The 24845-nt window shown below is 62.2% G+C and carries 21 protein-coding genes and 2 pseudogenes; 8 read left to right on the top strand and 15 right to left on the bottom strand.

Annotated features, from left to right (window positions below; translation table 11 throughout):
• The first annotated feature begins 64 nt into the window (after positions 1–64).
• Positions 65–1279 (top strand): NAD(P)/FAD-dependent oxidoreductase, encoded by a 1215-nt coding sequence (locus LZ585_RS06410; RefSeq protein ID WP_234855569.1) that lies wholly within the window; start codon positions 65–67, stop codon positions 1277–1279.
• A gap of 85 nt (positions 1280–1364) precedes the next feature.
• Positions 1365–3551: an excinuclease ABC subunit UvrB gene (uvrB, locus tag LZ585_RS06415; protein WP_234855570.1), complete on the top strand. Its 2187-nt coding sequence runs from the start codon at positions 1365–1367 to the stop codon at positions 3549–3551.
• A gap of 7 nt (positions 3552–3558) precedes the next feature.
• On the opposite strand, the gene LZ585_RS06420 is transcribed toward uvrB, so the two are convergent.
• The 8 genes from LZ585_RS06420 to glpD all read right to left on the bottom strand — a co-directional run bounded on the left by LZ585_RS06420 (position 3559) and on the right by glpD (position 13876).
• Complete coding sequence (locus LZ585_RS06420) at positions 3559–6180, bottom strand: ATP-binding protein (protein WP_234855571.1); 2622 nt, start codon at positions 6178–6180, stop codon at positions 3559–3561.
• Between the two features lie 174 nt (positions 6181–6354).
• Positions 6355–8067 (bottom strand): ABC transporter substrate-binding protein, encoded by a 1713-nt coding sequence (locus tag LZ585_RS06425; RefSeq protein WP_234855572.1) that lies wholly within the window; start codon positions 8065–8067, stop codon positions 6355–6357.
• 39 nt (positions 8068–8106) lie between these two features.
• Positions 8107–8508, bottom strand: a complete 402-nt coding sequence (locus LZ585_RS06430) for a DUF2160 domain-containing protein (protein WP_234855573.1) — start codon at positions 8506–8508, stop codon at positions 8107–8109.
• Complete coding sequence (locus LZ585_RS06435) at positions 8508–9323, bottom strand: carbohydrate ABC transporter permease (RefSeq protein WP_234855574.1); 816 nt, start codon at positions 9321–9323, stop codon at positions 8508–8510. Before LZ585_RS06435 ends, LZ585_RS06430 begins: the two co-directional genes overlap by 1 nt.
• A complete protein-coding gene (locus LZ585_RS06440; protein ID WP_234855575.1) occupies positions 9320–10186 on the bottom strand; it encodes a carbohydrate ABC transporter permease in 867 nt (288 codons plus the stop codon). Before LZ585_RS06440 ends, LZ585_RS06435 begins: the two co-directional genes overlap by 4 nt.
• Positions 10186–11268, bottom strand: a complete 1083-nt coding sequence (locus LZ585_RS06445; RefSeq protein ID WP_234855576.1) for an ABC transporter ATP-binding protein — start codon at positions 11266–11268, stop codon at positions 10186–10188. Before LZ585_RS06445 ends, LZ585_RS06440 begins: the two co-directional genes overlap by 1 nt.
• A complete protein-coding gene (locus LZ585_RS06450; protein ID WP_234855577.1) occupies positions 11268–12332 on the bottom strand; it encodes an ABC transporter ATP-binding protein in 1065 nt (354 codons plus the stop codon). The genes LZ585_RS06445 and LZ585_RS06450 overlap by 1 nt, the downstream gene beginning before the upstream one ends.
• Positions 12329–13876, bottom strand: coding sequence for a glycerol-3-phosphate dehydrogenase (gene glpD / locus LZ585_RS06455; RefSeq protein ID WP_234855578.1), 1548 nt, complete (start codon positions 13874–13876; stop codon positions 12329–12331). The genes LZ585_RS06450 and glpD overlap by 4 nt, the downstream gene beginning before the upstream one ends.
• Positions 13877–14020: 144 nt before the next feature.
• On the opposite strand from glpD, the gene LZ585_RS06460 reads away from it, so the two are divergent.
• Positions 14021–14785, top strand: a complete 765-nt coding sequence (locus tag LZ585_RS06460) for a DeoR/GlpR family DNA-binding transcription regulator (RefSeq protein WP_234855579.1) — start codon at positions 14021–14023, stop codon at positions 14783–14785.
• 113 nt (positions 14786–14898) lie between these two features.
• Positions 14899–15132: a DUF6429 family protein gene (locus tag LZ585_RS06465; RefSeq protein WP_234855580.1), complete on the top strand. Its 234-nt coding sequence runs from the start codon at positions 14899–14901 to the stop codon at positions 15130–15132.
• On the opposite strand, the gene tnpC is transcribed toward LZ585_RS06465, so the two are convergent.
• The 4 genes from tnpC to LZ585_RS06485 form a co-directional block, all read right to left on the bottom strand.
• Positions 15113–16741, bottom strand: coding sequence for an IS66 family transposase (gene tnpC, locus LZ585_RS06470; RefSeq protein ID WP_234854653.1), 1629 nt, complete (start codon positions 16739–16741; stop codon positions 15113–15115). The genes LZ585_RS06465 and tnpC overlap by 20 nt on opposite strands.
• A gap of 62 nt (positions 16742–16803) precedes the next feature.
• Positions 16804–17151, bottom strand: a complete 348-nt coding sequence (gene tnpB / locus LZ585_RS06475; RefSeq protein WP_234854655.1) for an IS66 family insertion sequence element accessory protein TnpB — start codon at positions 17149–17151, stop codon at positions 16804–16806.
• Positions 17148–17576, bottom strand: a complete 429-nt coding sequence (gene tnpA, locus LZ585_RS06480) for an IS66-like element accessory protein TnpA (RefSeq protein ID WP_234855581.1) — start codon at positions 17574–17576, stop codon at positions 17148–17150. The genes tnpB and tnpA overlap by 4 nt, the downstream gene beginning before the upstream one ends.
• Before the next feature lie 50 nt (positions 17577–17626).
• Positions 17627–18157 carry a hypothetical protein gene (locus LZ585_RS06485; protein WP_234855582.1) on the bottom strand — a complete coding sequence of 177 codons (531 nt, stop codon included), beginning with the start codon at positions 18155–18157 and terminating at the stop codon, positions 17627–17629.
• 393 nt (positions 18158–18550) lie between these two features.
• Here LZ585_RS06485 and istA point away from each other — a divergent pair, with 393 nt between their 5' ends.
• From istA to LZ585_RS06505, 4 genes and pseudogenes are all read left to right on the top strand, one after another.
• Entirely contained in the window at positions 18551–20083 is a 1533-nt protein-coding gene (gene istA / locus LZ585_RS06490) for an IS21 family transposase (RefSeq protein ID WP_234853234.1), read from the top strand.
• Positions 20073–20435, top strand: a pseudogene (locus LZ585_RS06495) (ATP-binding protein); the annotation flags it as partial. The gene istA and the pseudogene LZ585_RS06495, both read left to right, overlap by 11 nt.
• Before the next feature lie 309 nt (positions 20436–20744).
• Entirely contained in the window at positions 20745–22082 is a 1338-nt protein-coding gene (locus LZ585_RS06500; protein WP_234853177.1) for an IS110 family RNA-guided transposase, read from the top strand.
• A gap of 32 nt (positions 22083–22114) precedes the next feature.
• Positions 22115–22561: pseudogene (locus LZ585_RS06505) on the top strand (ATP-binding protein); the annotation flags it as partial.
• A 267-nt stretch (positions 22562–22828) separates the two neighbouring features.
• Here LZ585_RS06505 and LZ585_RS06510 read toward each other — a convergent pair.
• The 3 genes from LZ585_RS06510 to LZ585_RS06520 form a co-directional block, all read right to left on the bottom strand.
• Complete coding sequence (locus LZ585_RS06510) at positions 22829–23380, bottom strand: hypothetical protein (protein WP_234855583.1); 552 nt, start codon at positions 23378–23380, stop codon at positions 22829–22831.
• A gap of 11 nt (positions 23381–23391) precedes the next feature.
• Entirely contained in the window at positions 23392–24120 is a 729-nt protein-coding gene (locus tag LZ585_RS06515; protein ID WP_234855584.1) for a hypothetical protein, read from the bottom strand.
• A gap of 243 nt (positions 24121–24363) precedes the next feature.
• Positions 24364–24795, bottom strand: a complete 432-nt coding sequence (locus tag LZ585_RS06520; RefSeq protein ID WP_234855585.1) for a hypothetical protein — start codon at positions 24793–24795, stop codon at positions 24364–24366.
• Between the last annotated feature and the right edge of the window lie 50 nt (positions 24796–24845).

A 24845-nucleotide genomic window follows, 5' to 3' on the forward strand; every position in this document is an offset into this window, starting at 1 on the left:
GATAATTCTTGCCCGGTTTCAAAACTCTATGCATCCCTGACCCGACAACGGTCAGGGGAAGGTCATGGCAGAGGTTCTGGTTCTGGGTGCGGGCATGGTCGGCGTCACGACCGGACTGGCTTTGCAGGCGCGCGGGCATCAGGTCACCATCGTCGAACGCGGCGTCCCAGGGCGCGAAACCAGCTATGGCAACGCGGGCCTGATCCAGACCGAGGCGGTGGAACCCTATGCCATGCCGCTGGCCCCCGGCGCGCTGATCCAGATCGCGCTTGGGCGGGGCTATGACGTGAAATGGAACGTCGGGGGCTTATTGTCGCAACTGAACGCGGTCTGGACCTATGCGGTGAATTCGCTGCCCGCAGGCCACCGCCGTGCGACCCTGACTTGGGGCAAGCTGATCCGCCAATCGACTGACCGCCATGCGCCGCTGATCGAAGCCGCCGGGGCCGACAACATCATCCGCCGCGACGGTTATATCGAGGTGCATCGCACCCCCGCCCGCATGGGAAAGGCCCGCATCACCGCTAAGCGGTTCCTGGACGAGTTTGGGGTCGAGGCACGCTTGATGGACGGCAAGGCGCTGCGCACGCTGGAGCCCGCGATCAAGATTGAGGTGGAGGGCGCGACCCACTGGGCCGATGCCTGGACTTGTTCCGATCCGGGCGGGTTGGTCGCATCCTATGCCAGCCTGTTCGAAAAGCACGGCGGGCGGATCGTCAACGGCGACGCGGGCGACCTGCACCGCGCGGGCAAGGGCTGGCGCGTGGCCGAGGCAGAGGGCGAACACGCCGTCGTGGCCCTGGGGCCGTGGACACCGATGCTGTTGCAGCGGTTCGGCCTGACCGTGCCGATGGTCTTCAAGCGCGGCTATCACCGTCACTACCGGATGAAGACGCCGCCGAACCACCCCATCGCCGACTTCGGCAATTCCGTCGTGCTGTCGCCCATGCGCCGGGGTCTGCGGATCGCCACCGCCGCCGAACTGACCAGTCACCCCCGCCTGACTCCGCCGCAGTTGAAGCATGGCGAAAAGGCTGCGCGCGAACTGTTCGACATCGGCCAGCCGGTCGAGGCCGAACCCTGGACCGGCCGCCGCCCCTGCATTCCCGATATGCTGCCGGTCATTGGCCGCGTTCCCGACCAGCCGAACCTGTGGGCGCATTTCGGCCACGGCCACCAGGGCTTTACGCTGGGCCCGGTCACGGCGGAAATCCTGGCCGAGGAAATGGACGGCGGGCAGGGTTGGGCGGAACTGCAGCCGGGGCGGTTCAAGCGCTGACCGGCGGGCGCATTCCATGGGTTGCCCCTGTTGACTTTCGCGCGCGGGGACACACCTTACAGGCTCTGCCGGATGAAGGATGCCCATGGGCCATAACAACACGAACGCACCAGTCGCGCGTCCTGTCGAAGTCACCCGCCCCAAGCTGGAAGGCGGTCGGCGTTTTGTCCTGAAGACCGAATTCGAACCGGCAGGCGACCAGCCATCGGCGATTGTCGAGCTGACCCAGGGCGTTCAGGCGGGCGAACACGACCAGGTGCTGTTGGGCGCGACCGGCACGGGCAAGACCTTTACCATGGCCAAGGTGATCGAGGCGACGCAGCGCCCCGCCATCATCCTTGCGCCCAACAAGACCCTGGCAGCCCAGCTCTATGGCGAATTCAAGGGCTTCTTCCCCGATAATGCGGTCGAGTACTTTGTCAGCTACTACGATTACTATCAGCCCGAGGCCTATGTCGCCCGGTCGGATACCTATATCGAGAAGGAATCCCAGATCAACGAGGCCATCGACCGGATGCGCCATTCGGCCACGCGGGCGCTGCTGGAACGCGACGACGTGATCATCGTGGCCTCGGTGTCGTGCATCTATGGCATCGGCTCGGTCGAGACCTATTCGGCGATGACCCAGGACATGGTCGTGGGTGACAGTTATGACCAGCGGGAATTCCTGTCCCAGCTTGTCGCCCAGCAATACCGCCGCCTGGACGCGGCCTTCCAGCGGGGTGGTTTCCGCGTGCGCGGCGACGTGGTCGAGGTCTGGCCCGCCCACCTGGACGACCGCGCCTGGCGGTTCGATTTCTTCGGCAACGAGCTTGAGGCGATCACCGAATTTGATCCTCTGACCGGGCAAAAGACTGACAACTTCCGCCAGATCCGCATCTATGCCAACAGCCACTATGTGACGCCGCGCCCGACGCTGCAGCAGGCGATCAAGGGCATCAAGGCAGAATTGCAGATGCGGTTGAAGCAGCTGGTCGATGAAGGCAAGCTGCTGGAAGCGCAGCGGCTGGAGCAGCGCACGAATTTCGACCTGGAAATGCTGGAAGCCACCGGCGTCTGCAACGGCATCGAGAACTATAGCCGCTATCTGACCGGCCGCGCGCCGGGCGAGCCGCCCCCCACGCTGTTCGAATTCATCCCGGACAATGCCATCGTCTTTGCCGATGAATCCCATGTCAGCGTGCCGCAGATCGGCGGAATGTACCGGGGCGACTTCCGGCGCAAGTTCACGCTGGCCGAACACGGCTTCCGCCTGCCAAGCTGCATGGACAACCGCCCCCTGAAGTTCGAGGAATGGGACGCCATGCGCCCGCAGTCGGTCTTTGTCAGCGCCACCCCTGCGCAATGGGAGATGGACCAGACCGGCGGCGTCTTTACCGAACAGATCATCCGCCCCACCGGCCTTCTGGATCCGCAGATCGAGGTCCGCCCGGTCGAGATGCAGGTGGATGACCTGCTGGACGAGATCCGCAAGGTTTCGGCGGCTGGCCTGCGCACGCTGGTCACGACGCTCACCAAGCGCATGGCCGAGGATCTGACCGAGTATTTTCACGAACAGGGCATCCGCATCCGCTATATGCACAGCGACATCGACACGATTGAGCGGATCGAGATCCTGCGCGACCTGCGACTGGGCGCCTTTGACGTGCTGGTGGGCATCAACCTGCTGCGGGAAGGGTTGGATATTCCCGAATGCGGTCTGGTGGCGATCCTGGACGCCGACAAGGAAGGCTTCCTGAGGTCGGAAACTTCCCTGATCCAGACCATCGGGCGCGCGGCGCGGAACGTCGATGGGCGGGTGATCCTGTATGGCGACCGCATCACCGGCAGCATGGAACGGGCCATGGCGGAAACCGAGCGCCGTCGGCAAAAGCAGATGGCCTATAACATCGAACACGGCATCACGCCCACCACCGTGCGCAAGAACGTCGAAGATGTGCTGGCTGGCCTGTGGCAGGGCGATACCGATCAGTCCCGCATCACCGCCCGGGTCGACCGACCAATGGTTGGCGCGAACCTGCAGGCCCATCTGGACGCCCTGCGTGCCCAGATGCGCAAGGCCGCCGAGAACCTGGAATTCGAGGAAGCCGCCCGCGTCCGAGACGAGGTCAAGCGGCTGGAGGCCGTGGAACTGGCAGTTGCCGAAGACCCCCTGGCGCGCCAGTCGGTGATCGAGGAAGCGGCGGAAGAAGCGATGAAGGCATCCGGCCGGTCCACGGCGGGCAAGGCAGGGCAGCGGGGCGGCAACAAGCGGTCGAAACGCCATCGATAAAGGCGCGTCAGGCCAGGGCTGCCCCGATCTTGCGCGCCAACTGGTCAAAGCTGAAGGGCTTTGCCAGGAAATTGCCCTCCGCCTTGACGCTCTTGTCGATATCAGAGGAATTGCCCGTATAGCCGCTGGCGTAAACGACCCTCAGGTCGCCTCGGATCGCGCGCGCCTGTTCGACCAGTTGCGGCCCGGTCATCTGCGGCATGACAACATCCGTGAACAGCAGCGCAATGTCAGGGCGCTGTTCCAGGATCTTCAGGCCCAAAGACCCTGACGCGGCTTCCAGCACCGTATAGCCAAGATCGCGCAGCGATGCGACGGTAAAGGCGCGCACCCGATCCTCGTCCTCGACCACCAGGATTACCTGGTCCGATCGGCCCACCGGCACCTCTGCGGCCGGATCGCCCGAAGTCTGTTCCGCATGGCCGGGGCTGCGCGGCAGATACAGGTCGACCACCGTGCCTTGGCCGATCTGCGACTTGATCGCGACATGGCCGCCCGATTGTCGGATGAAGCCGTAAACCTGGCTCAGCCCCAGGCCGGTGCCTCGTCCCGTGGGCTTGGTGGTAAAGAACGGATCAAAGGCCTTGGCCAGAACCTCGGGCGTCATGCCGGTGCCGGTGTCCAGCACCCGGATCCGCACGAAGTCCCCCGGTTCCATCCCCAGGCCGCGTGCCGCCTGGGCATCCAGACCGGCATTTTCGGTTTCCAGCGTGACCCGCCCGCCATCAAGCATCGCGTCGCGGGCGTTCACGGCCAGGTTGATGATGGCATTTTCCAGCTGGTTGGGATCGGCCTTGGTCGGCCAAAGGCCGGGGTGCAGCAGCGTTTCCAGAACAATGGTTTCACCCAGCGACCGCGACAGCATATCCGACAAACCCGACAGCAAGGCGTTGGCATCGACCACCACGGGTTCCAGCGGTTGCTGGCGTGAAAATGCCAGCAACCGCTGGGTCAGGGCGGCGGCGCGGCCCGCACCATCCAGGGCGCCTTCGATAAAGGCGCCGACATCGGTGTTGCCGCGCGCGAGCTGACGCTGCGTCAGGTTTAGCCCGCTGATGACAATGGCCAGCATATTGTTGAAGTCATGGGCGATTCCCCCGGTCAACTGGCCCACTGCCTCCATCTTCTGCAACTGGCGCAATTGACGCTCGGCGGCCTCGCGGCGTTCGAATTCTTCGCGCAGGACGATTTCGCGATGGGCAAGCGCCGCCTCTTGTTCCTCGACCCGGCGGTTCAGGCTTTGCAGCGCCTCGGCCCGTTCGATGGCCAGCCAGGTCTGTTGGACAATTTCCTTGGCCAGGATGATTTCCGGTTCCGTCCAGGCCCGCACCGTTGCCTGGTGAAGATAGATCCCGGCCGCCCATTTGCCATCCGTCAGCAGCGGCACGCAGATCCCCGCCAGAACGCCCTCCTGTGCATAGGGCATCAGCCCGCCATCCGCATCAAGGCGGCTATCCCCGAAGACAAGGGCGCGGCCCGCCCGGCGTTCCGTGTCGGCATGGATGCCATAATGATCCGTTGGCTGATTGCCCATCAGCGGGTCCAGGGTGCCGTCCGACCAGGACGCCTCGTGGCAGATAAGCTGCGGTCCGGTCAGCCGGTAAAAGCCCACGCGGTTGACGCCCAGCCGCTTGCCCAGGGTTTCGGATGAAACGCGCAGGATTTCCTGGGGGTCGGTCTGCATCCGTTGACGGGCGATCTGTTCAAGGACGAACTCGCGCTCTTCCTTGGCGGCGCGCAGTTGAAGCTCGGCTTCCTTTAACCGGGTGATGTCATAGCTGACGCCCGGCAGGCGCGCGCAGCGCCCGTCAGGTCCGGGAATGCACCGTCCCTGGGCGGATACCCAGGACACCGACCCGTCTTCCCGCACCAGTCGGTATTCCGATGTGAACGGGCCGACGGTGCGGATCGCCTCGGCAATCTCGGCTTCGACGCGGGCGCGGTCGTCGGGGTGGATGCCGAAAAAGAACTGCTCGACCCCCGCGCCTTGGGCCGCAAGGGCAGGGTCAACCCCATAGAGGTTTGCGAAATGCCCATCGGTGGTGACGCGATCCGCGGCCACGTCCCAGTCCCAGATGCCCACGCTGTTGCCCGCCGACATGGCAAGATCCAGGCGGTTCGCCGCCTCGGCCCTTGCGCGTTCGGCCAGGATCCGATCCGTTGTCTCGCCCGTGACGCACAAAAGCCCGACGATACGCCCGTCGGCATCAAAGGTAGGGGAATAGGTAAAGATCCAATAGCTTTCCTCGGGCAGTCCGGTGCGGCTCAGATCCAGCCGCATATCCACGACCTTCTGGCTTTCGCCGCGCAGGCATCCCTCGACCAGGGGCAGGATGTCGTTCCAGATGCTTTCCCAGACCTTGCCGAACGGCCTGCCAAGCGCGTCGCCTGCCCGATAACCCAGGATCGGAACATAGGCATCGTTATAGAACGAGATGAGGTCCGGTCCCCAAGCCAGATACATGGGCGTCGGGCAAGCCAGCATCGTGGTCAGGATCGCGCGCAGGTCGGTGGGCCATGACGCCCGCGGACCCATCGGTGTGGACGACCAGTCCCTCGCCGCGATTTCGCGCGCCACACGGCTGTCGAAAGCCGCCAGCCAGTCACCCGAGGGCCGTTCGATCTTCATTCATTTTCCGTTCGCGCGCGTTCAGGCAGAATCAGCATCCCGATAAGGTGCTTCAGCAGCCTTTGCACGCGATATTCGCGCCGATGGCGGGTCACTGCAAGTCCCTGAAAACACGACGTTGCAGCACTTGTCGAAAGGGGAACCCGAAGGTCCGGGTTCCCCGGCGTCATTCCGTTACTGCCAGCTTTTCACCAGTTCGTCATAGCTGATGGTCTCCGGCTGGGGGTCTTCGTTTTCCAGCTTGAGCTGGGGGGCAATGCCGCCGTTTTCCTTGGCGAAGTTGTTCCACCATTCCAGGTCATGCTCCTCGGCCAGCTTCGGACCGATGTCGCCCTGCACGCCCGCGCGTTCCAGCCGTTCCATCACCTTTTCCTGTTCCGCGCACAGGCTGTCCATGGCTTCCTGCGCGGTCTTGGCACCGGATGCCGCGTCGCCGATCGCCTGCCACCAAAGCTGCGCCAGCTTCGGATAGTCAGGGACGTTGGTGCCGGTGGGCGACCATTGCAGCCGGGCGGGCGAGCGATAGAACTCGATCAGGCCGCCCAGCTTGGGCGCGCGTTCGGTGAAGGATTCGTGGTCCAGCGTGGATTGGCGGATGAAGGTCAGGCCGACATGGCTTTTCTTCACGTCCACCGTCTTCGAAGTCACAAACTGCGCATAAAGCCAGGCAGCCTTGGCGCGGTCGTCGGGCGTCGATTTCAGCAGCGTCCAGGAACCTGCGTCCTGATAGCCCAGTTTCATACCGTCCTGCCAATAGGCGCCATGGGGCGAGGGGGCAAAGCGCCATTTCGGCGTGCCGTCCTCGTTCACGACGGGCAGGCCTTCCTTGACGAAATCGGCCGTGAAGGCGGTATAGGTGAACATCTGCTGGGCGACCTCGCCCTGGCTGGGCACTGGGCCGCTTTCGCTGAAGGTCATGCCCTGGGCGGCAGGGGGCGCGAACTTGGTCATCCAGTCCAGGTATTTCTGGATCGCGTAAACCGAGGCCGGGCCGTTGGTATCGCCGCCGCGGGCCACGCAACTGCCCACGGGGCGGCTGTTTTCATCGACGCGGATGCCCCATTCGTCCACCGGCAATCCGTTCGGAATGCCCTTGTCGCCGTTCCCGGCCATCGACAGCCAGGCATCGGTGAAGCGCCAGCCAAGGCTGGGATCCTTCTTGCCATAGTCCATGTGGCCGAAGACCGTCTTGCCGTCGATCTCGCGGCCGGTGAAGAATTCGGCGATGTCCTCGTAAGCCGACCATGTGACCGGGACACCCAGGTCATAGCCGTATTTTTCCTTGAACTCGGCCTTGTTGGTTTCGTCGTCGAACCAGTCCTTGCGGAACCAGTAGAGGTTGGCGAACTGCTGGTCGGGCAGTTGATACAGGTTGCCGTCGGGCGCGGTGGTGAAGGACTTGCCGATAAAGTCGTCGATGTCCAGGTTCGGGTTGGTGGCGTCCTTGCCCGCGTTGGCCATCCAGTCGGTCAGGTTGCGCGCCTGCTGGTAACGCCAGTGGGTGCCGATCAGGTCGCTGTCGTTGACATAGGCGTCATAGATGTTCTCGCCCGACTGCATCTGCGTTTGCAGCTTTTCCACCACGTCGCCTTCGCCGATCAGGTCATGCGTGATCTTGATGCCGGTGATGGCGGTGAAGGCGGGGGCAAGGGTCTTGGCCTCGTATTCATGGGTGGTGATGGTTTCGGATACCACCTTGATGTCCATCCCCGCGAAGGGCTGGGCGGCGTCGATGAACCATTGCATCTCGGCCTCTTGCGCGGCGCGATCCAGGCTGGACATATCGCCGATTTCCGCGTCGAGGAAGGCCTTGGCCTCCTCGATCCCGGCATTTGCGCCGGTGACCATCAGCGCAAGGCTCATGGCCGTCGTCAGATAGAACTTCATGTCTTCTCCTCCCCAGGATGGGCCTTGGCGGCCCGGTTTTCACACCCAGCGGAACACCGCCGCGGCGTAGATCAGTGACACGATCAATCCTCCCCAGGCGGGCTGTCCTCCCAGGCCCAGCCAGGCGAGGTTGATGAAGGCCGAGCCGAGCAGGCTGATGAACAGCCGGTCGCCCCGGGTGGTCCATATCCCCAGAAGCCCCTTGCGCGGCGTTTCCGGCGAACGGATGGCAAGCCAGGTGAAGAACAGCAGCAGTGCGGCGATCACCCAGAAGAAAAAGGCGGTCGGAAAGGTCCAGGCCATCCAGCCCCCGGGATTGAGGGCGCCGGTCCATTCCCGGACGCCGTCCTCGGCCGGGACCAGCAAGACCAGCCATGCCAGCACGGCCAGCATCAGCAACGCGGCGGCGACAAAGCCGGTGTTCAGGGACGATCTGCGCATCACACCCTCCCCAATGCAAAGCCCTTGGCGATGTAATTGCGCACGAACCAGATCACAAGCGCGCCGGGAACGATGGTCAGCACCCCCGCCGCCGCAAGCACGCCCCAATCAAGGCCCGAGGCGCTGACCGTGCGCGTCATCGTGGCCGCGATGGGCTTGGCGTTCACGGATGTCAGCGTGCGCGACAGCAGCAGTTCGACCCAGGAAAACATGAAGCAGAAGAAGGCCGCGACGCCGATGCCGCTGGCGATCAGGGGCATGAAGATGCGCGTGAAGAACCGCGGGAAGCTGTAGCCGTCGATATAGGCGGTCTCGTCGATCTCTCGCGGGACGCCGGACATGAAGCCTTCCAGGATCCAGACGGCCAGCGGCACGTTGAACAGGCAATGCGCCAGGGCCACGGCGATATGCGTGTCGAACAGGCCGACGGCCGAATAAAGCTGGAAGAAGGGCAGGGCGAAGACGGCGGGCGGGGCCATGCGGTTCGTCAGCAGCCAGAAGAACAGGTGCTTGTCCCCCAGGAAGCGATAGCGGCTGAAGGCATAGGCGGCGGGCAGGGCCACCGCCAGCGACAGCGCGGTGTTCAGAACGACATAGATCAGGCTGTTGACATAGCCCATGTACCAGCTTGGATCCGTCAGGATCACGCGATAGTTGTCCAGCGTCGGGTTCAGCGGATACAGGCTGAAGGCGCCGGTGATTTCGGCATTGGTCTTCAGGCTCATGTTCACCAGCCAGTAGATGGGAACCAGCAGGAACGACAGGTACAGGGTCATCACGACCGCAGACCCGAGCGATGCGTGACGGGCGTTCATGCCGTTTCCCGCTGCGCGGTCATTACGGTATAGAAGACCCAACTGATCAGCAGGATCACAAGGAAGTAGATCAGACTGAATGCCGCCGCCGGGCCAAGATCGAACTGCCCAATCGCCATCTTCACCAGGTCGATGGAAAGGAATGTGGTGGCGTTGCCGGGACCGCCGCCGGTGACGACAAAGGGTTCGGTATAGATCATGAAGCTGTCCATGAAGCGCAGCAGCACCGCGATCAGCAGCACGCCCGACATCTTCGGCAGTTCGATAAAGCGGAACACCCCCCAGCGGCTTGCCTGGTCGATCCGCGCGGCCTGGTAATAGGCGTCGGGAATGGATTGCAGGCCCGCATAGCACAGCAGCGCGACAAGGCTGGTCCAGTGCCATACGTCCATGACGATGATCGTGGCCCAGGCGTCGATGGGATCGTTCACATAGTTGTAGTCAAAGCCCATCGCCGCAAGCGTGTGCCCCAGCAACCCGATATCCACGCGGCCGAAAACCTGCCAGATGGTGCCGACCACGTTCCACGGGATCAGCAGGGGCAGGGCCATCAGCACCAGCACAAGGCTGGCCCAAAAGCCGCGCTTGGGCATATTGAGGGCGATGAAGATGCCCAGAGGGATCTCGATGGCCAGGATGATGGCGGAAAACAGAAGCTGCCGGCCAAGGGCTGCGTGGATGCGGTCGGACTCCAGCACCTCCTGGAACCAGCCCAGGCCGTTCCAGAAGAACTGGTTGTTGCCGAAGGTGTCCTGGACGGAATAGTTGACGACCGTCATCAGCGGGATCACGGCGGAAAAGGCGACCAGCACAAGCACCGGCAGGACCAGGAACCAGGCACGGTTGTTGACGGGCTTGTCCATCACGCGGCCCTTTCTGTGGGTTCGATGCGCCAGTCATCGACAAAGACGCCGATGCGGGCGGGGTCCAGGGCGACGCGGTCGAATGCGGCGGGGATCGGCTGATCCTCGGGGACGACGACGTTGAAGGGGGCGCCCGCGACGGTGCCGCGCAGGATGCGGTGGTGGCCCACGTCCTCGACCCGGGTCAGGCGGAAAGGCAGGCCTTCGCCTGTTGTGGGACGGGCGGCGTCAGGGCGGATGCCGATCTGCACCCGACCCGTTTGCGGCGCATAGGGCGCGGTCAGGGGGATCGTGGTCCCGGCGACAAGGGCGGCGGCGCCCTGAACCTGCGCGTCCAGCAGATTCATGCCGGGCGAGCCGATGAAATAGCCGACGAAGGTATGCGCCGGGGTATCGAACAGCGATTGCGGCGTGCCCGCCTGCACGACGCGGCCCTCGGACATGACCACCACCTCGTCGGCGAAGGTCAAAGCCTCGGTCTGGTCATGGGTGACATAGATCATCGTGTGGCCGAATTCGCGGTGCAAGGCCTTCAACTGCGTGCGCAATTCCCATTTCATCTGAGGGTCTATCACGGTCAGCGGCTCGTCGAACAGGATGGCGTTCACGTCCTGGCGGACCATGCCGCGGCCCAGGCTGATCTTCTGCTTGGCATCCGCCGTCAGGCCACGGGCGCGACGATCCAGCGTGTCGGTCATCCCGATCATGCGCGCCACCGCATCGACCCGCGCGGCGATCTGGCCTGCGGGCAGGCCACGGTTCTTCAAGGGAAAGGCAAGGTTCTGGCGGACCGTCATGGTGTCATAGACGACCGGGAACTGGAAAACCTGCGCGATGTTGCGATCCGCCGTGGGCAGGGTCGTCACGTCGCGGTCGCCGAACAGCACCCGGCCCCGCGACGGATGCAGCAGGCCCGAGATGATGTTCAGCAACGTGGTTTTGCCGCATCCCGACGATCCCAGAAGCGCATAGGCCCCGCCGTCGCGCCAGGTCAGCGACATGGGCTTCAATGCCCAGTCGGCATCGGCCTTGGGGGCTTTGCCATAGCTGTGGGAAAGATTGTCCAGGGTGATCTGCGCCATCACGCCGCCCGCGCATAGGGGGCAGCGCGGGCAAGCCTGCCGCCCTGGTCGAACAGATAGATATGCGCCGGATCCAGCCACAGGGTCAGCGGTCCTTGCGCCAGCCTGCGCACGCCCGGCACCAGTCCGACCCAGCGGTCATGCCCGTGCAGCAGGTGCAGATAAGTCTCGGCCCCGGTGATCTCGGTCGCGTCAAGCCGCGCGGCCAGGGGTATGGCGCGCAAGGACTGGTCCAGCGACAGATGGGGCGCGCGGAACCCTGCGGTATAGGTGCCGTCGGGGACATCCACAGGCCAGCGGGCATCGTCCAACGCCGCTTTGCCCTCTGTCACTTCGATGCGCTTGAAATTCATCGGCGGGTCGCTGAAGACGCGCGCGGTCACGGCGTCCTGGGGGGCGCGGTAAACCTGCGGAGTCGGCCCGAATTGCGTCACCCGGCCTTCCCACAGGGTCGCGGTATGGCCGCCCAGCAACAACGCCTCCTCGGGTTCGGTGGTGGCATAGACGAAAATCGCGCCCGACGCCTCGAAGATGCGGGGGATCTCGGCGCGCAACTCCTCTCGCAGCTTGTAGTCCAGGTTCGCCAAAGGCTCGTCCAGCAGGACCAGCCCGGCGCCCTTGACCAGGGCGCGTGCCAGCGCCGTGCGCTGCTGTTGGCCGCCCGACAGTTCCAGGGGGCGGCGGCCCAGAAGGGAGGTCAGGCGCATCATCTCGGCCGTCTCACGCACGCGGCGGTCGATCTCGGCCCGCGCCACACGCTGCAGGCGCAGGGGCGAGGCGATGTTGTCGTAAACGCTCATCGAGGGATAGTTGATGAACTGCTGGTACACCATCGCCACGCCCCGGTCCTGCACCCGTTGGCCTGTCACGTCCCCGCCCTGCCACAGGATCCGTCCGGTGGTCGGCTGGTCCAGTCCCGCCATCAGCCGCATCAGCGTGGTCTTGCCGGACAGGGTCGGTCCCAGCAGGACGTTCATGCTGCCCGGCGCAAGCTCCAGATCGGTGGGGTGGATCCAGCGCTGGCCCGCGACCTCCTTGGAAACGCCTTGCAGTTCCAGCGTCATGCAGCTGCCCTTTCACTGGAAACGTAATCCTCGACGGCTGCCACCTGTTCGGGGGTCAGCCGCAGCCCCAGCTTGGACCGCCGCCACAGCACCCCTTCGGCGTCGCGCGCCCATTCCCGGGCGATCATCCACCGCAGTTCGGATTCGGTCAATGTGGCGCCAAAGTCGCGGCCCAGGTCGGCGGCGGTGCGGGCGCCGTCCAGAACCTTCGCGGCTTCGGTCCCATAGGCGCGCACCAGGCGGTTGGCCCAGGCTGTAGTCAGAAAGGGATGATCCCGCATCAGGGCCAGGGCCAGGGCCGGCGCTCCGTCCACCGGAAAGTCGCCGCCGGGCAGGGGGACGCCGGCGGTCCAGGCCGCGCCCATGCCGTGCAGATGAGGGGCAAGCTTTGCCATCGCAGCCTCGGCCAGGCGGCGATAGGTGGTGATCTTGCCGCCAAAGACGTGCAGGCAAGGCGGGCCGCCCGCATCCAGCGACAGCACATAATCGCGTGTCGCCGCCGTGGCCGATGACGCGCCATCGTCGTAAAGCGGCCGGACGCCCGAATAGGTCCAGACCACATCCGCAGCCGTCACCGGCTGCCGGAAATAGCTGGACACGAAGCGGCACAGATAATCGACTTCGTCCGGTGTGCAGACGGCCTGGCCGGGCGGGCCGTCATGGTCCACATCCGTGGTGCCGATCAGGGTGAAGTCGCCCTCGTAAGGGATGGCAAAGACGATCCGCCCGTCCTGGCCTTGCAGGAAATAGGCCTTGCCATGATCGAACAGCTGCCGCGTGACGATATGGCTGCCCCGCACCAGCCGCACCCCCTCGGTCGAGGGCAGATGGGCCACGTCGCGGATGACCTGCCCGGCCCAAGGGCCGGACGCGTTCACCAGCACCCGCGCCCTGAAGGCGCGACCGTCCGCCAGCCGAACGGACCAGCCGTCGCCGTCGCGCCGTGCATCCGTGACCTTGGCGCCGACGATGATGTCAGCCCCGCGCGCTGCCGCATCCCGCGCGTTCAGCACGACCAGACGCGCGTCATCCACCCAGGCGTCGGAATATTCATAGGCCCGCGTCAGCCGATCCTGCAGCAGTTTGCCTTCCGGCGCCTGGCGGAGATCCAGCGTCGAGGTGCCGGGCAGGATTTCCCGCGCGCCCAAGGTGTCATAAAGGAACAGCCCCGCGCGGATCACCAGATTAGGCCGGTGACCACGCGCCCAAGGCATCAGCACCGACAGGAGGCGCGACACCGGCGTCTTTCCCGCAAAGCGCATCCTGGGATCCAGCGGCAGGACAAAGCGCATCGGCCAGGAGATATGGGGCATCGCGCGCAACAGCACCTCGCGCTCGCGCAGCGATTCCCGCACCAGGCGCAGTTCCATGAATTCCAGGTAACGCAGCCCGCCGTGAAACAGCTTGGTCGATGCGCTGCTGGTCGCCCCGGCAAGGTCGCTCTGTTCCGCCAGCCGGACGGAAAGCCCGCGTCCGGCGGCATCCCGGGCGATCCCCGTGCCGTTGATCCCGCCGCCTATGACGAACAGATCCGTCGCCGACATCGACCGCTCCCTCTCTTCGCAGGCAAGTCGAACATCCGCGCACGGATTCTGTCAACACGGATGTTCGATTTCGCTCACTTTCTTTCGCTTGACAGGCGAACGCAGCGGGGTCTTCTGGAGGCACGGCGCAGAAGAGGCGGGCATATGAACATCAGGCAGATGCAGATCCTGGAACTCGTGCGGGCATCGGGCCGGGCCAGCGTCGAGGACTTGTCAGCGCGCCTTGAGGTGACGCCCCAGACGATCCGCCGCGACCTGGGGGAACTGGCGGACCAGGGCGTCCTGGACCGTGTCCATGGCGGTGCGATCCTGCGCAGCGGTGCCAGCAACATCGCCTATGAAGAACGCCGCCGAATGAATGAGGACGCCAAGGCGGCCATCGGCCGCGCCTGCGCCGCCCAGATCCCCGACAACAGTTCGGTGATCCTCAACATCGGCACCACGACCGAGGCGGTGGCACGCGCCCTGCTGCGGCATCGCAACCTGACGGTCGTGACCAACAACATGAACGTGGCCAATATCCTGGCCGCCAACGAAAGCTGCGAGGTGCTGGTCGCGGGCGGATTGCTGCGCCGGTCCGACGGGGGGCTGGTGGGCGATCTGACCCGCGAGTTCATGGCGAACTTCAAGACTGACTATGCCATCATCGGCTGCTCCGCCCTGGACGAGGACGGCGACATCCTGGACTTTGACCTGGCCGAGGTTCGCGTCAGCCGCGCCATCCTGCGCCAGGCGCGCGAACGCTGGCTGGTGACGGATTCGGCCAAGCTGGCGCAAAAGGCCCCCATCCGGGTTGTGTCATTGGCCGAGCTTGACACGATCTTCATCGACAGCCCGATCCCGGAACCATTGCGTCGAGTCTGCGACCAGGGCGGAACGCGCGTGGTGGTGGCCTCCGAGGAGGCTTGAGCCGGCGCCGTCGATCGTCGGTAACCACCCGGTTTGCACCGCGGCCATTTTTCATTGACAAGTGTTGATGATGTTGTGTCTCGCGCTACGGCTCTCCGTGGTAGGCTCAGTCCATGGAGATTGATCGGGACAAGATCGACGAGGCTGTTCTGGCGCTGCTGTGGTTGACGCTGCATGACGAGCGGCGCGCGTGGAAAGGCTTTGACTGGGACGTCCTGGAGCGGTTGCATGCCAGGGGCCTGATCGCCGATCCGGTCAACAAGGCAAAGTCGGTTGTCCTGACCGATGAGGGCCTGCGGCAGTCCGAAGAACTCTTCCGGGCGCTGTTTACGCGGCCTCGGTCTTGACTGTGCCCATTGGCGTCCAGTTCCAGGGCAGCAATTCGCCGAGACGGGTGTTCATGTGATCGTGGATGCGGTCCAGGACATCGGCAAGATAGGCCTGCGGATCGAGCCCGTTCATCTTTGCCGTTTCAATAACGGTCAGGGCGCGAGCAAGCGTTTCGCCGCCCGCGTCCGAGCCCGCGAATAGCCAGTTCCGTCTGCCGACACCAATTGGCCTCAGGGCACGCTCGGCCGCATTGTTGTCGATGGCCACGCGCCCGTCCTCGAGGAACAGCGTGAGGGCAGACCAGCGGCTCAGCCCATAGCGGAAGGCCTTGGCCAGATCGCTTTTTCCGGGGATGCGCGTCAGCTGCTTTTCGGCCCAGTCCCGGAAGGCGTCGACCTTCGGCCTGGTATCCTTCTGTCGCAGGGCCAGCCGCAACTCGGCGGGCTTGCCGCTGGTGGCGCGCTCGATGTCGTAGAACTTGCCGATCCGGTCGAGTGCCTCACACGCGATTTCGGATTTTGTCGCAGCCCAGACATCATGGAAGTCACGGCGCAGATGTGCCCAGCAGGCGGCCTCGCGGAACTGGCTCTTGCCCTCCAGATCGGTGGCATAAAGCTTGGCATAGCCCTTGTAGCCATCGGCTTGAAGAATGCCGCCGGCCTGGCCCAGATGGCCGAGGACATGGTTTTCCTTCCAGTCCGGGGCGAACTGATAGACCGCGCCGGGCGGGGCCTTGCCTGCCCAAGGGCGCTGATCGCGAACATAAGCCCAGATCCGGCCCTTCCTGACGCCCTTGCCGAGCCCTTTGTCGCTCTTGCTGCGATCAAGCACGCGGATGGGCGTGTCATCGGCATGGAGCAGATCGCTGGCCATGATCTCGGCCTCGATCTTTTCGATCAGCGGCGCCAGAGCTTTCATCGCCCCGCCGCACCAGTCCACAAGCGTCGTATCGGAGATATCGGCGCCCATCCGGGCAAAGATCTCGTTCTGCCTGTAGAGCGGCACATGATCGTCGAACTTCGAGACCAGGACATAGGCGAGCAGGTTCGGTCCCGCCATGCTCCGCGGGATCGGCCGGCTGGGTGCCGGGGCCTGGACGATCTTCTCACAGCGTCGGCAGGACTTCTTGATGCGCGCGATCTCGATAACCTTCAACTGCGCGGCGATCATGTCGATCAATTCGCTGACATCCTCACCGATCACCCGCAGATCGCCGCCGCAATCGGGGCAATTCTTGCCAGGGTCATATTCGCGACGTTCGCGCGGCGTGTCCTTCGAGACTTTCGGGCGGCGGCGGTTGGTTTCCTGAGGTTCAGCCGGCTCCGGAGCCTGTGCTTCCGTGTCGGGCCCCTTCTCGGCAGCGGGCGACGGGTCATTCGCCTCGGCCAGGGCCAGCTGCAGGTCTTCCAGCGCCAGCTCCAGTTGCTCGATCTCGCGTTCGATCTTTTCCGAACTGGCTCCGAACTTCTGCTTCTGCAATTTGGCAATCCGAACGCGCAGCGCCTGAACCAGCAGATCATGCGCGCGCAAGCTGGCCGACATCTTCTGATTTTCTGCCTGCAACGCAGCAATGATCGCCTTCAAGGCGGCAGGATCATTGGGCAGTGGCGTGGTCGTTCCGGACATGGCGATGGATACCATATCCTCCTGTCGAACGCTACAAAAAGACGCAATTACAAAAGGATAAATCAGCCGACCCGGGCCGGTGGCGCCCCCCAATCCGGCCGCCTCCAGTCAATTCCCTCCCACAACATGGCCAGCTGCGCCGATGTCAGACGCGCAGTCCCGTCCTTGCCGCTTGGCCAGGGAAAGCGCCCGCGTTCCAGCACCTTGTAGTAAAGGCAGAAGCCTTGGCCGTCCCAATACAAGAGCTTCAATCTGTCGCCACGCCGACCGCGGAACGCAAACACCGCCCCGCCTGCCGGCTTCTGGCGCAACTGATCCTGCGCCAGGGCCGCCAAACCCTCAATGCCCTTGCGCATGTCGGTCACCCCGCAGGCCAGATAAACCCGGACACCGGTGCCGGGCCCGATCATGCCGCCTCCAGCACCCGGATCAACCGCGTCAGCGTGGTCGTGTCCAGCATCGTGTCGAAGCGCAGGCACCGGCCATTGGCCAGCTGAAGCTCAATCAGGGCGGGGCGCTGCGGCGCTTGATCTTCAGCCGATGGATGCGCCGCCAACGCCGCCGGCGCGCTCAATTCCACCGGCAGGAACAGGGCCTCCGGAAGCGGGGAAAGCAGCCCCTTCTTCTTCAGCTCATGCCGCCAGGCATAAAGCTGCTGTCGGGTCACCTCGTGGCGCTGCGCCACTTGCGTCACCGTCGCGCCCGCCACCCCGATTGACAGCACGATCCCGAGCTTCTCCTCGTCGCTCCAGCGACGCCGCCGTTCCAGACCCAGAATGTCACCACGCATCGAAAGCCCCGCATAAGACACGTCGTTAACGACGTCGCTATGCACGTGTCTTAGCCGATCACCCCACGCTCAGGCAGGCGGTGGAAATCGGGTGGTTACTGTTTCTCAAAGTGCTTGACCGGATTTTCCTCAATCCAACCGTCGTTCCTCATCGCCGTCATCAGCTGGCCGAATGCCGTCAGGTCGCGGTTGATCGTGGAAATCGTCACACCGTCGGAGCGACGCCGGGACACAAATTCCGAGACGGTTGCGACCTTAATTTCGGCTGCCATAACGGTTCTGACATCATGGCCGAGATCTTCGCAGATTTCTTCAATCACTCGGAGGATTTGACGCAGGCTGGTCCGATAGCGCTTCCGGGTTTGTGCGCCCCAGCCGGAACTCTCTTGGTCTAAGACCTCGTAAAACTTTAACAGGCCGGTAGAGAAGGTCCAATCCAACTCCCCGGCCTCCGCGAGCCCCCTGAGCTCCGTTATGCGGCCTTTGGCCTTTTTCGCCGCGACGCTTTGAGAAGTCGTTCGAAGCGACTCTCGGTGCAAGACGCCGTTGATCTTAATACGGAGCCAGTAAAACTTGCTGTTGGTCGGTTTGAAGATGTTCTTGAGGTTTCTTGCGTTGGTTGACATTTGCTGCCCCCATCTATCCATAGAAGGGCCAAGTCGTGATCGAACGTCCAAAGACCGCCGTGTTTGGCAGCACCTGGGATACGGTCCTTCGCAGCGTGCTGTGTGATTGTCCGGTGTGACAAACCACTCAGCTTTGCGACGGTCGACGCCTTGAGCCTTGGTTTCATCGTTTTGAGGAGATTGGCCATTTCTTCAGAAGCGGAAGTTTGGGTTTGATTAGATTTTTGGATCATCTGCATTTTTTCCAACACTTGTTGTTCGCGTCGAAAAAATGAGTTCTTGTTGATTTCCACCCAGAACTGAGCCGGATAGGCGGGTAATTTCCACTGAGAATTGAGCCATGTGAACCTTCCCCCAGAGCGGTGAGCAGCGGGGGCAACGGGAGTGATCCACATGGGACTTTTGAACATCATTCGACGGATGCATGTGCGGCAGAAGCTGTCGATACGCGAGATTGCGCGGCGCACCGGACTGTCGCGCAACACGATTGCCAAGCATCTGGCGGAGGGCACGATTGAGCCGAAGTTTGCCACGCCGGATCGGCCGAGCAAGCTTGACCCTTTTTCCGAGAAGCTGGCTGGCTGGTTGAAGACGGAAGCCGGCAAGTCGCGCAAGCAGCGGCGGACGCTGAAGCAGATGCATGCCGATCTCGTCACGCTCGGCTTCACCGGCTCCTACAACCGGGTTGCGGCCTTTGCGCGGGACTGGCGGACAGATCGCCAGCGGGAACAGCAGACCACAGGACGCGGCACCTTCGTTCCGCTGTCTTTCCGACCGGGAGAGGCCTTCCAGTTCGACTGGAGCGAAGACTACGGGCTTCTGGGTGACGAGCGCACCAAGCTTCAGATGGCGCATATCAAGCTGTCCCACAGCCGGGCCTTCCTGTTGCGCGCCTACCCACTGCAGACCCACGAGATGCTCTTCGATGCCCACTGGCATGGCTTCCGTGTCTTTGGTGGCGTGCCCGAACGGGGCATCTACGATAACATGAAGACAGCGGTGGACCGTGTCGGTCGCGGCAAGGAGCGGCAGGTCAACATCCGCTTCCTCGCGATGGCCAACCACTATGTCTTCGAGCCGGAGTTCTGCAATCCGGCGGCAGGATGGGAGAAGGGTCAGGTCGAGAAGAACGTTCAGGACTCCCGCCATCAGGTCCTGCAGGGGATGCCGGGCTTTCCCGACCTTGCCACGATGAACGCCTGGCTGGAGCAGCGTTGCCTGGAGCTGTGGCATGAGACCCCGCATGGCACGCTGCCCGGCACGATCGCCGATGTCTGGGCTGAGGAGCGGGCCGCGCTGATGCCGTTGCCGCCGGCTTTTGACGGCTTTATCGAGTTGAGCAAGCGCGTCTCGCCCACCTGCCTGATCAGCTTCGAGCGCAATCGCTACAGCGTTCCCGCGTCCTTTGCGAACCGGCCTGTCAGTCTACGGATTTACCCGGATCGACTGGTCGTGGCGGCCGAGGGCAACCTCCTGTGCGAGCATGGCCGCGTGTTCCAGCGCAACCACCAGGTGCCGCCACGGACGATCTACGATTGGCGGCATTACCTGGCTGTTCTCCAGCGCAAGCCCGGGGCTCTCAGGAACGGAGCACCATTCGCGGAACTGCCGCCTGCCTTCCGGCAACTGCAGGACCAGATGCTGCGCAAGCCTGGTGGTGATCGCGAGATGGTCGATATCCTTGCCCTGGTTCTTCAGCACGACGAGCAGGCCGTCCTCGCCGCCGTGGAACTGGCCCTGGCCGAGGGCGTGGCAACCAAGACCCATGTGCTGAACCTGTTGCACCGGCTGGTCGACGGCAAGGTCATCGGCGGGCCGCCCCTCGATACCCCGCAGGCTCTGGTTCTCCATCGCGAACCCAAGGCCAATGTCGAGCGCTATGACGGCCTGCGCACCCCCGTTGCAGGGGGCCATCATGCGTCATGATCCCGCCAGCGGTGCCATCGTCATCATGCTCCGCAGCCTCAAGATGCATGGCATGGCGCAGGCCGTGACGGACCTGATCGAGCAAGGGGCACCGGCCTTTGAAGCGGCTGTGCCAATCCTGTCCCAACTGCTGAAGGCCGAGATAGCCGAGCGTGAGGTCCGATCCATCGCCTATCACATGAAGGCGGCGCGCTTCCCAGCCTACAAGGATCTCTCAGGCTTCGACTTCGCCGCCAGCGAGATCAACGAAGCCACAGTGCGCCAGCTGCACCGCTGCGAGTTCATGGACGGGGCCCAGAACGTAGTTCTGATCGGCGGTCCTGGCACAGGGAAGACTCAGGTATCCATAGCGGGCCGGGTCTGATGCCACGGGGAAGACAGTGCTGATCTTGCTTCGACGAGGTGATCGCGGATCAGATCCGGTTCCCGATATTCTGGAACCGGGTCAATGTGTCGACGCGAACCGGGCCGGTTCGGGTCGAAGACCCTGAGAGATCCGAAGATCGTCTCGTGACCGTGAAATCATAATCCCGATCCGGCCGCGTCGACGAGGCAAGTGTAACACGATTGTGGTGTCGCTTCCCGCCGGAAGCATAGGCCACGAATGACATACCTGACTGTGCTGGCGACGCGTGGTTCTTCACCAACAAGGATCCTAGCAATGATCAACAGAACGATTGGAATAGACCTCGCCATCCGAGGTGATCATGTCGCCCAGATCTACGACAATGGCCAGCCTGTCGGCCGGCCCATACGGTTCCGTCACAACCCTTGCTCCCTAGACGCTTTCGTTGCGCGCGCAATCTCCGATATAGGCCCGGATGACTGCGTGCAGGCGATCATGGAACCCACCGGCATGAGCTGGTTTCCGGTTGCCCACCGGCTCGCCGATGTCGGCGTCGCAGTCGCGCGCGTCAAAGGCAAGCGGGTGAAGGCCCTGCGCCGCTACCTGTCTGAACACGCCAAGACCGATCTGGCGGATGCGCATGTCTTGGCTGCCATTCCGAGCTTCGGAGGGCCGAGGCTCGATCCGGTTCATATCCCAGCCCCGAAGAGCCATGCCTTGCAGCGTCTTACCAAGCAGCGCAGCCGCTTCCAGGATGCCGTTGCCTCAGCCAAGCGTCGGCTTCTCGATCTCGTTCGATGGGCATCCCCGCTTCTCGAGCGCGTGCTGCCAGACTTCGGCACCCGGCTCGCCATGGCGCTTCTGCAGCATTGGGTCGATCCGGAGGTAGTCCTCAAGGCGCGAAGGTCTACGATCGCACGCTTCATTGCCCTGCATGCCAGCGGAAATCATCCTCATAGCGGTGCCTTTGTTGATGCGCTTATCGAAGGGCTCCGCCAGGCCGCCCGGGAAGCCCTTGCCCTTCATCGCGATCATCTCGACTTTACTGAACTGCAGGCCGAGATCTGCATCGAGATTGATGTCATGAAGGTCAACATGCTCGCTCGGGACCAGTTGACGCTCAAGATCGAGGCAATTTACTGCGAATTGCAGCCCGAAGATGTCCTGCGCACCATCCCCGGCATCGGTCGCCATCTGGCACCCGTGCTGCTGGGGGTGCTCCATTGTGCCGACCGCTTCCAATCTGAGCGACACATTCGCGGCTTCTGCGGTCTGTTTCCGCGCCGTTCGGACAGCGGCGGCACCGAAAGGCCAGGCCAGAAGATCACCCAAGGCGGCAATGATCGGATCAAGCGTGCTCTTATGCTGGCAGCCGACGCCGCCCGAAAGATCGATCCTGATCTTGCCGAGGTCTACTGCAAGATGATGACCCACCGGAGCCACCACCACAAGCAAGCCCTCTGCGCCGTCGCCAATCGGCTCGTCAGCCGCATCTTCCACGTTTTGCGAACTGGGAAGCCATATATCTTGCGTGACCGAGACGGGCGCGAGATCTCTCTTGCCGAGGCAAAGGCCCTGATCACCGAGCGCTACACCGTATCCGAAAGCATCCGTGCCACACGGCGCGTCAATCGAGTTTCCATTGCGGCATAGCCGAAAAAAGCCTTGCGCTATCGGTACAAGATCACGCCGCAACCGCCCTCGGCGTCCAGGCCATTGAGCATCACCGCCGCAAGGTCCGCTTCTTCTCCACCATCGAACTGGTCAATACCCTTGAACAGGAGAAGGCCAAGGGAAAGGCCGGACAGCTTGCCGAAACCCTGACCCGCCTCGATCTCGTGATCCTCGATGAGTTGGGATACCTGCCGTTCAGCGCCTCGGGCGGGGCGCTGCTCTTCCATCTGCTGAGCAAGCTCTATGAGCGCACCAGCGTCATCATCACCACCAACCTCAGCTTCAGCGAATGGGCCACGGTCTTTGGCGATGCCAAGATGACCACTGCATTGCTCGACCGTCTCACCCATCGTTGCCACATCCTGGAAACCGGAAACGACAGCTTCCGCTTCAAGGCCAGTTCAGCCGCAGTTGCCGCGAAAAAAAAGGAGACCACACATGCCTTGACCACTGCATGACCGGAAATCCATAGTCAGGGGTGGCTCACTTCTCGATGGAAATGCCGGCTCAGTTCTGCGTGGAAATTAACATGCCGGGTGTTCCCGGCGCGGGGATCGGGAACATCTTCGAAGGCGGTCAGGAACAGATGCATGGCGGCGGGAGGCTCCGAGGGATGAGTCCACTCCCAGAATCCATCAAGCCCTCAGCCGCAAGGGGCGCCGCTCAGACCACCAAGATCATATGCGATTCCTCTGGCCTTCATGGATTGCTGTTGATGCTAATAGTCAATCCCGTTGGCAATATTGCAAAACATAGAAAGGCGGCATATTCTGATGTGGTTTGCTGCCGCCAATTTTTCCCGTGGGCTGATTTGGCCTATCCCTATCTCCGAATTCATTTCCCTTATCATCAGTATGCTTAGGCGAGTCATCTCCGCTTGAATACATGTATGTATGGGAGTGTGATGGGATTTCATTCACAGTCAAAGTGTGATTCTCTACACCGCCTTCCTCGCGAAGGACGCGTGTGATGAGAACCTGATCCGTTTGATCGCGGTTGCCTTCGCCGGCGCCGAGGGCGAAACGGCCCGACAGCGGTTGGAACGGCGACCATTCTCTCGGGCATTCCTCAAGATTAAAGGCCATAACAGCACCTTTCGGCACAGCAACCTCCAACGTCTGACGAGCGCTTTCAGCAGCATCTGCAGCACGTTGAGCTGCCTCCGTCACACTATCAGGCTGAGGAGCGACTTGCGCGAAAGCAGCCGGCGGCAAATACGATAGTAAGATTGCCGTCACGGCGACAGGCAGGTACTTTTGCGCGGAAAACGCTTTCATGGAAAACCTCTTCAGATGAAAGGAGTCCAATTCTTGGACCTACGGATTGCCTCAAGTTGGATGCGCCGTACACGGGTCGCGGTCGCGCTATCGGCCTTATAGAAGCAGCGAATCTGATCTGCTTGGCGCTCAAGCTCGTCATAGAGGTTCGTAATCTTAGTAATAGGGTCGTGCGGCTCGACATCTGCCAGAACGATTTCGGTAGCGGCTGCAACACGATCGAAACCTTGGATCGGGCTTGGGATGTCTTCGGCCTGTAGTTCGACATCCACACGAAACCAGCTAAATAGGCTCACAGAGGGATCACGGGCTGCTAAGTCATTAAGAATCTGTGCAGAGGTGCTGCGCAGCTCATAGGCGGTCTCAATCGCAGCGCATTCGAGCAAGTTTTGAGTGTCTGAGATAAAAGTGCGTTCGAGTTCCATCACCTGATCGAGGACCTCATCTATTTCTTGAAAGGTAAATTCTCGTTCTGACCTCAAGAATTCTTGAAATTCGTCAACCTCACGCCCAATTTGATCAATCCTATTCTTTGCCGCTTCATCCGCACTGTCCAGAATATCCTGTGCGTGAAGCTTAATCCGGTCAATGGAGCTGTCAACGCGGTCGAACGCTTGGTTGATATTTAACGGATCGCTCAAAATCTCACTGGGCAATCTTGCGTCCGAAGAGAGCGGAAGACCGGACATTCCGATGACCAGAGAACCAAACAGAAATATTTTTGTAGGATCTGTGCACATCAGTACCTGCCTTCCACATGATTCAGAAAATTCACTGGAGATTAGTCAAGGATCGGTCGAGGTCCTTACAAAATCTCGATCATCCTCCGCGCCGAACTACGGATTCCTATACCAATCATATTATTTTCTCTAAGTTCCTGATGTTGGTAGGCAGATTGCCTCAAGGATAATCGTCAGGTGATCCACATCGAGCATGCAGCATTTTATAAATGCGTAGCGACTGAAGCTTTTTCCTTCACAGACTCAGTTCTGTGAGAGTCCCGACGACAATCCGCCCGCCAAATTGGTGAGATCTTCTACGATATGCTTTGCGTCTTCGACGGCGGCCTCCCAGTCACGCCGCCAATTATCACGGTCCTTGATGACAACGTCGATCTTTGGATCTCCAAGAAGTGCAAGCACGTCCTCTGGGATGTAGTCAACTTCGGTATCCGATTTCGGTTTCCCGCCGACCAGCCGCGCATTCGCCCAAACGAACAAGGGGTCTGAAGTGAAAACATGCTTGCCATCAGCGTTGTAGATATCAACCCAGACGGTTGCTTTAGTGCCCAAGAGGTCATTTCGAGCTTCTGTCTCGGTTTTGACTCTGACGCGCCCGTCGGTAGAAATTATGACGCTTCCAATGACCGAGGTGTTTCCTGATCTTTCAGAAAAATACTTTTCTATCAGGGACATGCTGAATCTCCACTCATAAATCCACGGGGTTTAGAAGGTAATCCTCCCCA

Source organism: Paracoccus everestensis, assembly GCF_021491915.1.
Lineage (GTDB): Bacteria > Pseudomonadota > Alphaproteobacteria > Rhodobacterales > Rhodobacteraceae > Paracoccus > Paracoccus everestensis.

Excerpts from the sequence above, each read along its gene's own strand:
- LZ585_RS06410 (WP_234855569.1), top strand. The coding sequence starts at position 65 with ATGGCAGAGGTTCTGGTTCTGGGTGCGGGCATGGTCGGCGTCACGACC.
- uvrB (WP_234855570.1), top strand. The coding sequence starts at position 1,365 with ATGGGCCATAACAACACGAACGCACCAGTCGCGCGTCCTGTCGAAGTC.
- LZ585_RS06420 (WP_234855571.1), bottom strand. The coding sequence starts at position 6,180 with ATGAAGATCGAACGGCCCTCGGGTGACTGGCTGGCGGCTTTCGACAGC.
- LZ585_RS06425 (WP_234855572.1), bottom strand. The coding sequence starts at position 8,067 with ATGAAGTTCTATCTGACGACGGCCATGAGCCTTGCGCTGATGGTCACC.
- LZ585_RS06430 (WP_234855573.1), bottom strand. The coding sequence starts at position 8,508 with ATGCGCAGATCGTCCCTGAACACCGGCTTTGTCGCCGCCGCGTTGCTG.
- LZ585_RS06435 (WP_234855574.1), bottom strand. The coding sequence starts at position 9,323 with ATGAACGCCCGTCACGCATCGCTCGGGTCTGCGGTCGTGATGACCCTG.
- LZ585_RS06440 (WP_234855575.1), bottom strand. The coding sequence starts at position 10,186 with ATGGACAAGCCCGTCAACAACCGTGCCTGGTTCCTGGTCCTGCCGGTG.
- LZ585_RS06445 (WP_234855576.1), bottom strand. The coding sequence starts at position 11,268 with ATGGCGCAGATCACCCTGGACAATCTTTCCCACAGCTATGGCAAAGCC.
- LZ585_RS06450 (WP_234855577.1), bottom strand. The coding sequence starts at position 12,332 with ATGACGCTGGAACTGCAAGGCGTTTCCAAGGAGGTCGCGGGCCAGCGC.
- glpD (WP_234855578.1), bottom strand. The coding sequence starts at position 13,876 with ATGTCGGCGACGGATCTGTTCGTCATAGGCGGCGGGATCAACGGCACG.
- LZ585_RS06460 (WP_234855579.1), top strand. The coding sequence starts at position 14,021 with ATGAACATCAGGCAGATGCAGATCCTGGAACTCGTGCGGGCATCGGGC.
- LZ585_RS06465 (WP_234855580.1), top strand. The coding sequence starts at position 14,899 with ATGGAGATTGATCGGGACAAGATCGACGAGGCTGTTCTGGCGCTGCTG.
- tnpC (WP_234854653.1), bottom strand. The coding sequence starts at position 16,741 with ATGTCCGGAACGACCACGCCACTGCCCAATGATCCTGCCGCCTTGAAG.
- tnpB (WP_234854655.1), bottom strand. The coding sequence starts at position 17,151 with ATGATCGGGCCCGGCACCGGTGTCCGGGTTTATCTGGCCTGCGGGGTG.
- LZ585_RS06485 (WP_234855582.1), bottom strand. The coding sequence starts at position 18,157 with ATGTCAACCAACGCAAGAAACCTCAAGAACATCTTCAAACCGACCAAC.
- istA (WP_234853234.1), top strand. The coding sequence starts at position 18,551 with ATGGGACTTTTGAACATCATTCGACGGATGCATGTGCGGCAGAAGCTG.
- LZ585_RS06500 (WP_234853177.1), top strand. The coding sequence starts at position 20,745 with ATGATCAACAGAACGATTGGAATAGACCTCGCCATCCGAGGTGATCAT.
- LZ585_RS06510 (WP_234855583.1), bottom strand. The coding sequence starts at position 23,380 with ATGAAAGCGTTTTCCGCGCAAAAGTACCTGCCTGTCGCCGTGACGGCA.
- LZ585_RS06515 (WP_234855584.1), bottom strand. The coding sequence starts at position 24,120 with ATGTGCACAGATCCTACAAAAATATTTCTGTTTGGTTCTCTGGTCATC.
- LZ585_RS06520 (WP_234855585.1), bottom strand. The coding sequence starts at position 24,795 with ATGTCCCTGATAGAAAAGTATTTTTCTGAAAGATCAGGAAACACCTCG.